General features: G+C 74.2%; 7 protein-coding genes. 5 read left to right on the top strand and 2 right to left on the bottom strand.

Features of this window, described 5'->3' with window-relative positions; translation table 11 throughout:
* Positions 1-2: 2 nt before the first annotated feature.
* The gene (locus tag ACFWOG_RS22360; protein WP_329879004.1) at positions 3-728 is read right to left on the bottom strand and encodes a GNAT family protein; all 726 of its coding nucleotides are present in this window, start codon (positions 726-728) and stop codon (positions 3-5) included.
* An 860-nt stretch (positions 729-1,588) separates the two neighbouring features.
* Between ACFWOG_RS22360 and ACFWOG_RS22355 the strand changes: the two genes are divergently transcribed.
* The 5 genes from ACFWOG_RS22355 (at position 1,589) to ACFWOG_RS22335 (ending at position 8,799) form a co-directional block, all read left to right on the top strand.
* Complete coding sequence (locus ACFWOG_RS22355; RefSeq protein WP_329879003.1) at positions 1,589-2,533, top strand: PAC2 family protein; 945 nt, start codon at positions 1,589-1,591, stop codon at positions 2,531-2,533.
* Positions 2,534-2,783: 250 nt separating this feature from the next.
* Complete coding sequence (locus ACFWOG_RS22350) at positions 2,784-3,875, top strand: SGNH/GDSL hydrolase family protein (protein WP_380360538.1); 1,092 nt, start codon at positions 2,784-2,786, stop codon at positions 3,873-3,875.
* Positions 3,876-4,126: 251 nt separating this feature from the next.
* On the top strand, positions 4,127-5,437 hold the full coding sequence (locus ACFWOG_RS22345; protein WP_380360536.1) for a deoxyguanosinetriphosphate triphosphohydrolase: 1,311 nt from the start codon (positions 4,127-4,129) through the stop codon (positions 5,435-5,437).
* Between the two features lie 75 nt (positions 5,438-5,512).
* On the top strand, positions 5,513-7,420 hold the full coding sequence (gene dnaG / locus ACFWOG_RS22340) for a DNA primase (RefSeq protein WP_329951527.1): 1,908 nt from the start codon (positions 5,513-5,515) through the stop codon (positions 7,418-7,420).
* Between the two features lie 161 nt (positions 7,421-7,581).
* Positions 7,582-8,799 (top strand): sigma-70 family RNA polymerase sigma factor, encoded by a 1,218-nt coding sequence (locus ACFWOG_RS22335; RefSeq protein WP_380360534.1) that lies wholly within the window; start codon positions 7,582-7,584, stop codon positions 8,797-8,799.
* Between the two features lie 80 nt (positions 8,800-8,879).
* On the opposite strand, the gene ACFWOG_RS22330 is transcribed toward ACFWOG_RS22335, so the two are convergent.
* Positions 8,880-10,115 (bottom strand): DUF2690 domain-containing protein, encoded by a 1,236-nt coding sequence (locus ACFWOG_RS22330; RefSeq protein WP_380360532.1) that lies wholly within the window; start codon positions 10,113-10,115, stop codon positions 8,880-8,882.
* Positions 10,116-10,576 lie beyond the last annotated feature (461 nt).

Here is a 10,576-nt window from a genome sequence, read left to right as displayed (position 1 = left end):
ATTCAGGCCGTGATCAGGTGCCCGCTGCCGCCGTGTCTAAGGCACTCCTGGTTGATCGCCGGATCCGGGGCGCTCGGCGAGGTGGCGGCGGCGATCCGCAACTCGATGATGTCGCGGACGGCGGGCCACTCGTCGTCCAGGATCGAGTAGAACGCGGTGGACCTGACCACTCCGTCGAGCCCGCGCGAGTGCGCCCGCCGGACGCCCTCCGAGGTGGCGCCGAGCCGCTCGATGGCGGCCCGCGACCGCTGGTTGCGGGCGTCGGCACGGAGCGAGATCCGCTGGACGCCCCACACCTCGAAGGCGTGCCGGAGCATCAGCAGCTTGGCCTCGGTGTTGATGCCGGTGCCCTGGGCGCGCGGGGAGAGCCAGGTGTTGCCGATCTCGGCGGCGTCGGGCACGGCGGTGGCCGGGTCGCCGAACGGCACGCCCGGCGCCGGGGGCCAGACCAGCGGGCCCTGCCAGTAGTCGAGTTCCAGGAAGCGGGTGGAACCGACGACCCGGCCGTCGGCCTGGCTCACGGTCGCGAACGGCAGCGACCGGCCCGCGGCCTGGTCGGCGAGGGCCCGCGAGATGTACTCGCGGGCCGCTTCCAGGCCGTGCGGGACGGGCGTGAAGGCGTAGGTCGTACGGTCCTCGGCGCCGGCCTGGGCGATGGCCTCGGCGTGGTGCGCGGCGAGGGGCTCCAGCCGCACGGTGCGGCCGGTGAGGATGAGAGGTACGGGCACGGAACCTTCGGTCCTTCATCGGTCGGAGGATGCCGGCCCGTGCCTGGGTGCGCGCGGGCCGAGCAGTGGACTTTTCGCCCCGCCCCGGAGGTCCGCCCGCCGGCACCCGCGCACGCCGGAGGTACCGGTCGGGCGGGTTGGGGGGCGGCGGCCCGGAGACGGGCAGCGCGGTGCCGGAACGGACACGGGTCCACGGACCGGTCCGGCGGGATGAGCGAGGGGACAGTGTGCGTCCGCGAGATGGCCGATGAGGATACGGGAGCGCGAAGGGAAACAGGCGGCCAGGTGAAGGCAAGATGCGTCGTAGGTGGCTGGCCGAGCACCGGGCCGGGACGTGATCGACGGCGTTACGGACGACGTGACGACGACGCGACGATGCGAGGCAGCGAGAGGACGATACCCGCCAGAAGGCGGTGCGTCACTTCGCAGCACACGAATGGCCGCCGGGTGCGGCGGCGGGCTGCCTCGACGGGCCGTTCAGCCGCCCCTGACCAGGGCTTTTCCCATCGGGTGCGATCATGGTCGAGTCGGCCCTCCGGGGGCGCGCCGAGCGCTCGCGGGCGGCGCGGGACGGTGGCGGGCGCGGGCGGGCGGTGGCCGGAAAGGCGCGGGAGTCCACAGTGGGACCGGCGGAAGGCCGCGGAGGCGTTCCGGGGCCGTCGTGGGCGGCCGGGGCGGCCCGGTCGTCCGGTCGGTGCGGCGGGAGGATTCCGGGCAGCGGAACGGGGGGAGTCCCGCAGCCGGGGAGGCGAATCCCGGCAGCGGGAATTCCGGCGGAGCGCCGCACGCTGCACGAGGAGAACCGGCACGAGTCCGACGAGTAGCTAGAGACCGAGTAGAGAGCGGGGTGTGGGTACGCGGTGCGTGATCCCCAGGCGCTGTACGAGCTGGATCAGCAGGGCGTGGCCGCCGTGGCCGCGGCGAGGGCCGCGCTGGCCGACACCGGCGCGGGTCTGGTGCTGCTCCACCACTTCGAGGGCTTCATGGACGCCGGAGAGGCCGGCGGCCAGGTGGTCACCCACCTGCTGGAGGCCGGGGAGCCCCAGGTGGTGGCCCGCTTCGACCACGACCGTCTGGTGGACTACCGCGCCCGCCGCCCCGCGATGCTCTTCGACCGCGAGCACTGGTCCTCCTACGAGCCGCCGGAGATCCTGCTCCAGTTGGTCCACGACGCGGCCGGCTCGCCGTTCCTGCTGCTCACCGGGCCCGAGCCGGACGTCGAGTGGGAGCGGTTCATCGCGGCCGTCCGCGAGTTGGTCGAGCGGTTCGACGTCCGGCTGTCGCTCGACTTCCACGGCATCCCGATGGGGGTGCCGCACACCCGCCCGGTCGGTCTGACCCCGCACGGCAACCGCCTCGACCTCGCCGCCGGTTACCCGCAGTGGTTCGAGCAGGCCCAGGTGCCCGGCAGCGCGCAGGCCCTGCTGGAGTTCCGGCTCGCCGAGGCCGGGCACGACGTGCTCGGCTTCGCCGTGCACGTGCCGCACTACGTGGCGCGCACGGCGTACCCGGCGGCCGCGGTGCTCATCCTGGAGGCGGTGCAGTCCGCCACCGGGCTGGTGCTGCCCGGCACGCAGCTGCGCGAGCAGGTCGACGGCGTGTACGCCGACATCGAGGACCAGCTGTCGCAGGGGGACGGCGACCTGCGCTCGGCGATCCGCGGCATGGAGGGCCAGTACGACGCGGTGGCGGGCGCCGAGGGCCGGGAGAGCCTGCTGGCCGAGCCGGTGGACCTGCCGTCGGCGGACGAGCTGGGCCGGCGGTTCGAGCAGTTCCTGGCGGAGCACGAGCGCGGCCCGGAGTAGCGGAAGCCTCCGGAGCAGTGCGAGCCCCCGGGCCGGCGGACGCCGCCCGGGGGTGACGAATGCCCTCCGGGGGTGAGGAACACCCTCCGGAGAGACGGGCGCCGCCCCGAAGGACGGGCACGGTAGGGAGGCGCCGGAATCCGCCGGTTCCGGCGGGATCGATCCGGCGTCTCCGTCCGTTGGGATGGCGGTGCCCGGGGGACGGGCCGTCGTAGGAAGAACGCCAACGGCTCCTACCCGGGGGGATCCCGTGCCTCTGTCCGTACGCCCGAAGGGCGCGCCCACCGGCGCCCGGTCGGGCTCGTCGTCGACCACTGCGTCCGCCACGCGGCAGACCGACCCGTCACGCGCCGTACCGAGGGCCCTGACAGGTGCCCTGACCGTCGGACTCGCCGCCGTCCTGCTCACCGCCTGCTCCGGCACCGGAGGTACGGACACCGCCGTCGGCGCCGCCGTACCGGGGGGTCCGCAGGCGAACCGGGCGGCGTCGGCCACGCCGACCCCCACCCCGACACCGACCGGTCCGTACGTGGCGCTCGGCGACTCGTACACCGCGGGGCTCAAGATCAGCCCGCAGGCGGGGGAGCCGAAGGGCTGCGCCCGCTCGACGGTCAACTACCCCAGCCTGGTGGCCAAGGCGCTCGGCCTGGCGGGCGGTCAGTTCCGCGACGCCAGCTGCAGCGGGGCCCGCACCGGCGACCTGACCGGCTCCCAGGAGACGGGCAGCGGCACCAATCCGCCGCAGCTGGACGCGATCGAACCGGCCACCCGGCTGGTCACCGTGGGGATCGGCGGCAACGACGCCGGGTTCATGGAGGTCGTCACCCAGTGCGCCAAGGAGAACCTGGTCGACGCGGTCAAGGAACTGGTCGGCTCCGGCCGGGCGCCGGCACCGTGCCGCGAGCACTACGCCGCGTCGGACGGTGCCGACCAGGTGCAGCGCAAGGTGGACGCGGCCGGTGAACGGCTGGGCGAGACGCTGAAGGAGGTCAAGCGCCGCGCTCCGCAGGCGAAGGTCTACGTGGTCGGCTACCCCTCGCTGCTGCCGGCCGACCCGGCCGTCTGCGTGCCGGTGCTCGGCAAGACCGTCGCCGGGGGTGATCTGGGCTTCCTGGTGGAGAAGGAGCAGCAGCTCAACGCCATGCTCAAGCGGCGAGCGGAGGCGGCGGGCGCGGTCTTCGTGGACCTCGCCGCGCCCTCGTCCGGCCACGACATGTGCGCGGGTGAGGCCGCCCGCTGGGTCGAGCCGCCGTTCCCGGCGCCCGGTCTGGCGGGGATCCATCCCAACGCCAAGGGACAGGAGGGCGCCGCGGCGGCCGTCCTCAGGGCGGTCCGCGGCTGAACCGGCACCGGGCATCGGCTGTCGGCTCGTGAAGGCGCCGGCTCGTGAAGATGCCGGCTCGTGAAGATGCCGGGTCGTGAAGGCGCCGGCTCGTGAAGGCCCCGGGCCGTGGGGGCCAGTGGCTGCGGCAGGGGCGGCGGGAGGGCCCGGGGGGCCCTTCCGCGGGCGGCCGAGCGTTCACGCCCCGGCCCGTGTCCCGTCGCGCGCGGCACACTTCCGGTGTCGGGGGCTCGGCGTACCGTGAAGGGCATATGGACGACACCACGCACCGCCTCGCCACCACCCCGAACCCGTACGACCACGCCGCCGAGGCCCGCTGGGTGCCCGAACCGGACAAACGCCCGGGCCGGACGGCGTTCCAGCGCGACCGCGCCCGCGTGCTCCACTCCGCGGCCCTGCGCCGGCTGGCCGGCACCACCCAGGTGGTCGCCCCGATGCGCAGCGACTTCCCCCGCACCCGGCTGACCCACTCGCTGGAATGCGCCCAGGTCGGAAGGGAGTTGGGCGCGGCGCTGGGCTGTGACCCGGATCTCGTCGAGACCGCCTGCCTGGCCCACGACATCGGCCACCCGCCGTTCGGCCACACCGGTGAGGAGGCGCTCGACCAGGCCGCCGAGGCCTGCGGCGGCTTCGAGGGCAACGCGCAGTCGCTGCGCATCCTGACCCGGTTGGAGCCCAAGCGGTTCGCCCCGCAGGACGAGGAACCCGCCCGGCTGGCCCCCTGGCCGGGCCGCAGCGTCGGGCTCAACCTGTCCCGCGCCGCCCTGGACGCCGCCACCAAGTACCCGTGGACGCACGGCGCGCACCCCACCGACCCGGCCTCGCCCAAGTACGGCGTCTACGCCGACGACCTGCCGGTCTTCCGCTGGCTGCGGGCCGGGTCCCCGGCCGGTCGCAGGTGCTTCGAGGCCACCGTCATGGACTGGTCCGACGACGTCGCCTACTCCACCCACGACGTGGAGGACGGTCTCCAGGCCGGTCACATCGACCCGGCCGCGCTGCTCGCCCCGAGCGAGCGCGCCGAACTGTTCAAGGTCGCCGAGCGCTACGCCACGGACGCCGAGCCGGAGGAGCTGTCGGACGCCCTGGACCGGCTGCTCGCGCAGGAGTGGTGGCCCCAGGCGTACGACGGCACCGCCCGGGCCCGGGCGGGGCTGAAGGACCTCACCAGCCAGCTGATCGGCCGCTTCTGCTTCGCCGCCGAGCAGGCGACCCGCGCCCGTTACGGCCCCGGCCGGCTCACCCGGTACGAGGCCGAGCTGGTGGTGCCGCGCGAGGTCCGCCTGGAGTGCGCGGTGCTGAAGGCGGTCGCCGTCCGGTTCGTGATGCAGCGCGACGAGCAGGCCCAGCTCCGGGCCCGTCAGCGGATCGTGATCGCCGAGCTGGCGTACGTCCTCAACGAGCGCGCGCCGGAGGGGCTGGACCCGGTCTTCGCCGCGCTCTACCACGAGGCCGAGGACGACCGGGGGGCCCTGCGCGCGGTGATCGACCAGATCGCCACCCTCACCGACGCCTCGGCGCTGGCCCTCCACGGCAAGCTGGTCGGGGCGGCCTGGACCTGAGCCCGCCGGGGCCCGCCACCGGACCGGATGGGGAGCGGCCCCGGGAAACCCCGGCCACCCCAGTAGACTTCCGGGGTGGCCGGGCGGATCAGGGACGAAGACGTACAGGCGGTGCGGAGCGCACTGCCGATCGATGCGGTGGTCGGCGACTACGTACAGCTGACCAACGGTGGCGGCGGCGAGTACAAGGGCGTCTGCCCCTTCCACGACGAGAAGTCCGCCTCGTTCTACGTCAACCCCGCCAAGGGCGTGTTCCACTGCTTCGGTTGCCAGGAGAACGGCGACACCATCGCCTTCCTGATGAAGATCGAGCACTTCACCTTCGCCGAGGCCGTGGAGCGGATGGCCGCTCAGGCGAACATCACGCTCCGCTACGAGGAGGGCGGCTACAGCCCCCGTCACCAGCAGGGCGAGCGCACCCGGCTGGTCGAGGCGCACAAGGTGGCCGCCGCCTACTACCAGGAGCAGCTGGTCTCCCCGGAGGCCGAGATCGGCCGCCGTTTCCTCTCCGAGCGGGGCTTCGACGAGGAGGCCGCGAAGACCTTCGGTGTCGGTTACGCCCCCGTCGGCTGGGAGCACCTGGTCCGCTACCTGCGCGGCAAGGGCTTCAGTGACAAGGAGATCCTGCTCGGCGGTCTGGCCTCGCAGGGCCAGCGCGGCGGTCTGATCGACCGCTTCCGGGGCCGGCTGGTCTGGCCGATCCGCGACATCGCGGGCGAGGTGATCGGCTTCGGCGCCCGCCGGCTCCGCGAGGACGACAACGGGCCGAAGTACCTCAACACCCCCGAGACGCCGATCTACAAGAAGTCGCACGTCCTGTACGGCCTCGACCTGGCGAAGAAGGAGATCGCCAAGTCGGGCCGGGCCGTGGTGGTCGAGGGGTACACCGACGTGATGGCCTGCCACCTGGCCGGGGTCACCACCGCGGTCGCCACCTGCGGGACGGCGTTCGCCGAGGACCACATCAAGATCATCCGCCGGCTACTGATGGACACCTCCCAGTACCGCGGCGAGACCGTCTTCACCTTCGACGGCGACGCGGCCGGCCAGAAGGCCGCGCTGCGCGCCTTCGAGGACGACCAGAAGTTCGCCGCCAAGACCTCCATCGCGGTCAGCCCCGGCGGCATGGACCCGTGCGACCTGCGCCTGGCCAAGGGCGACGAGGCGGTCCGCGAGCTGATCGACAACCCCGTGCCGCTCTTCGAGTTCGCGTTGTCCTCGGCCGTCGCCCGGCACCGGGTGGACACGCCCGAAGGTCGGTCGGCGGCCCTGGAGGAGGCGGCGCCGATCGTCGCCAAGATCAAGGACCGTTCGATCCAGCACGAGTACGCCGTCCGGCTGGCCGGCATGCTCGGCATCCTGGACGAGCCCTTCGTCGTCCGCCGGGTCTCCCAGCTGGCCCGCTGGGACCGCGAACGCCAGCAGAACCCGCGCGGCGCCGGCCAGCAGCGCCGCCCCGACCCGTCGCAGCCGGTCCGCCCGGCGCGCCCCGTCTTCACGGTCAACCCGCGCGACCCGGCCCAGTTCGTCGAGCGCGAGCTGCTCAAGCTGGCGCTGCAGCACCCGGACCTGGTCGCCCCGGCCTTCGACAACTACGCCGAGGACGAGTTCCCCACCCCGCCGTACACCGCCGTGCGCCGCGCGATCGGGCAGGCCGGCGGCGCCGCGTACGGGGCGACACTGGCCGACTTCACCAGCACCGTGCGCGAGGCCTGCCCGGACGACCAGGTGCGCTCGCTGGTCACCGAGCTGACCGTGGAGCCGGTGCGCTCGCGCCGCAAGGTGGACGCCATCTACGCGGGGGAGTTCCTCGTCAAGCTGCGGCTGCTGGCCGTGGACCGGCGGGTGAACGAGGTCCGGGGCCACCTCCAGCGGCTCGGCAACCGGGCCGCCGCCGAGGAACTGCACGCCGTGCAGAGCGAGCTGTGGCAGCTCCAGCAGTACGGGCAGCAGCTGCGCAGCAGGGGTTCGGCCGCGCTGTAGCGCCGTCGGGGCCCCGGCGGCCGACGCGCGCCGCTCCTGGCGGACCGCGCTCAGAAAGTCCGCGCACGAGTCTCGGCCACGGAGCGTGGCGTGCCGCACACTGGAAGGCGTCCCACCTCCGTACAGCGCGGGTCCGCCAGAGTCGCGCCCGCCCCGAGGGGATGCCCGTGGACCGAGGCCTTGCCGCGACCGCTCAGCCGACCGACGAACCGCTCGCCCCCCAGGACGGGGCCTCCGACGGTCCCGGCCGTCTCGACGGCGTCGAGGACCCTGACGGCGTCGAAGGCCCCGGTGGCGTCGAAGGACCCGACGCCACCGGGGGGCTCGACGGCCCCGACGGTTCCGCGGACCACGGGCGGGCCGGGGCACCGCCCCCGGGCGGTGCCCGGATCCCCGCCCAGGGCCTCCCGGCGGGCCACCCCGAAGCCGAGGACGCGCCCGAGCACCGGGCCGCCCCCGAGGGGAGCGGCCCGGCCGCGGACCTGCTCCGCCAGTACCTGCGCGAGATCGGCCGGATCCGGTTGCTCACCGCGGCCGAGGAGGTCGAACTCGCCCGCCGGATCGAGGCCGGCCTCTTCGCCGAGGAACGGCTGAACCGGGAGCCGCCGCCCGCCGACCCGCTGGCCCGTGACCTGGACACCCTGGTGGTGACCGGCCGGATCGCCAAGCGCAGGCTGACCGAGGCCAACCTGCGACTGGTGGTCTCCGTCGCCAAACGCTACGTCGGCCGCGGCCTGACCCTGCTGGACCTGATCCAGGAGGGCAACCTCGGCCTGATCCGGGCGGTGGAGAAGTTCGACTACGCCCGCGGCTACAAGTTCTCCACCTACGCGACCTGGTGGATCCGCCAGGCGATGAGCCGTGCGCTGGCCGACCAGGCGCGGACGATCCGGGTACCGGTCCACGTCGTGGAGCTGATCAACCGGGTGATCCGGGTGCAGCGCTCGCTGCTGCAGGAACGCGGCATCGAGCCGGGCCCGGCCGACATCGCCGCCGTCCTGGACCTCACCGAGGAGCGGGTCCGGGAGCTGCTCCGGCTCGCCCAGGAGCCGATCTCGCTGCACACCCCGGTCGGGGAGGAGGACGACGTCGCGCTCGGCGACCTGATCGAGGACGCCGACGCCGCCTCACCCGCGGAGTCGGCCACCTTCCTGCTGCTGCGCCAGCACCTGGAGGCGGTGCTCGCCACCCTCGGCGAGCGCGAGCGCCAGGTGGTGCAGCTCCGCTACGGGCTGGACGACGGCAGGCCGCGCACGCTGGAGGAGATCGGCACCCTGTTCGGCGTGACCAGGGAACGGATCCGGCAGATCGAGTCCAAGACCCTGGTCAAGCTCCGCGACCACGCCTTCGCCGCCCAGCTCCGGGGCTACCTCGACTAGCCCGGTCCCGCTCCTCGGGGCCGGCTCCCCGGATCCTGCCGGGCCGGCGGGGCCGTCCGACAGGATCCGGGCGAGGTGCCCTACGGCGTGGCCGCCGGGGACGGGGCCGCGGAGGCGGGCTCGGCGGCCGGGGGCTCGGTGGCCGTCGCGGCCGGTGCGGAGGCCATCGCCGGGGGCGGGGACGCCGGGCCGATCGGGATCGGCGTGGACGCGACCAGCCGGGCCAGGTCGGAGACGCCGTTCGTGCAGGAGACGCCCGCCGACTGGTGGCCGCAGACCTGGAGGGTGACGGCCGGATCCGCCGCGTTCACCATCGCCGAGTAGTTGTCGTACCCCCAGTGGATCAGGGCCGTCTCCGTCTCGCCGGCGCTGGTGGTGACGACCGCCTGGTTGCCCGGCTGGCCCTCGGTGATCGCCGCCCAGGCGGCCTGGCACTTCTGGCTGTACCGGAGGTAGGCGACCACCTTGCCGATGTTGGTGGTCTGCACGGTCCGTGCGTCGGCGCCGCAGCCGGTGGCCTTGGGGTCCTTGTGCGAGCAGCCGACGGCCTGACAGGCGGCCACCGTCGGGGCCGTCTTGGCGGGGGTGGACGAGGACACGGCCGGCTCGGCGACGGCGGTCGGCTCACTGCCGTCGCCCGAGGAGTACCGCATGCCGGCGAGCGCGAGCAGCACCACCGCCGCCGCCACGGCGGCGACGAGCGCGACCTGCCGCCCCGGCGTCCGGCGGGCGCGGGGCGCCCCCGGCCCTGCCTCCGAGGGCGCCGGGTCCTCCGGGTCCTCCGGGTCCTCCGCGTCCTCGGGCGATCCGGCGGTCTCCGTCGCCTCCGTCGCCTCCGTCGCCTCCGTCGCCTCCGTGGTCTCCGGGTCCGTCGTGGTTCCGGCGGTGGGCTCCGACGCGTCCGCCGCCGGTTCGACGGCCCGGTCCGCGTCCTCGGCCGTGTCCTCGGCCGCGTCCTTTGACGCCGGGCGCGCAGCGGCTCCGGGAGCCGTCAGGCCCGACGCCGGTTCAGGCTCCGCTCCGGTGCGCCCATCGCTGGGCTCCCCGGCGAGCTCCCCTGCCGCCGTCGCCTCCCAGAGCGCCCGGAGTGCCGGCCCGTTGCACTCCACCGCCCCGATCAGTGCTTCGAGCGCTTGCTCGGTGACGATCCGTTTGCCGTTCAGCCAGCGCTCCCAGGAGGCCCGGCTGTAGTGGGTCCGGGCGGCCAGTTCGGACAGGGAGAGCCCTGTCACGTCCTTGACGGCGCGGAGCTCCTCCGTCAGGCGTCTGGCGGGAGCGGACAGTTCGTCCGGCAGCTTCTTCCAGGCGGAACCCATGAGGTCTTCCAAACATCCGAGGCCGGGGGCGGCGGGATCGGCGGGGCCTGGACGGCCACCGGCCCGGGCTGTGGGCGGGCGTGTCCGTCTCCCCCGACGTCAGCGGCGTCTCCAACCTCAGCGGCCCGGCGTCCCAAACCCCAGGTCCTGGAGCTGAGACGGACGGAAGTGTCTCACAACCCCGGCTGACGCTCGAACATTCATGTGTCCGTGGGGCATTGTTCTCGGGTCGGTCCGATTCACCGTCCGGGCGCTTCGTCCGGACATGTCCGTCACAAGCCGGACGATCGGCGATCCCTGACCCCCATCGGAACGAGGCAGCCTCACGGGGGGAGGCTGCCCCGGGCCGCAGGGACGCGGGGGGGGGGGGGGGGGTTAGGGCAGGCCGCCCCCCCCCCCCCCCCAACCCCCCCCCGGGGGCGGGCGGGGGGCCCGACCCCCCCCCCCCCCGGGGGGGGAGC

This window comes from Kitasatospora sp. NPDC058406 (genome assembly GCF_042722765.1).
Lineage (GTDB): Bacteria > Actinomycetota > Actinomycetes > Streptomycetales > Streptomycetaceae > Kitasatospora.
This window is presented reverse-complemented; position numbering and strand designations above follow the sequence as displayed.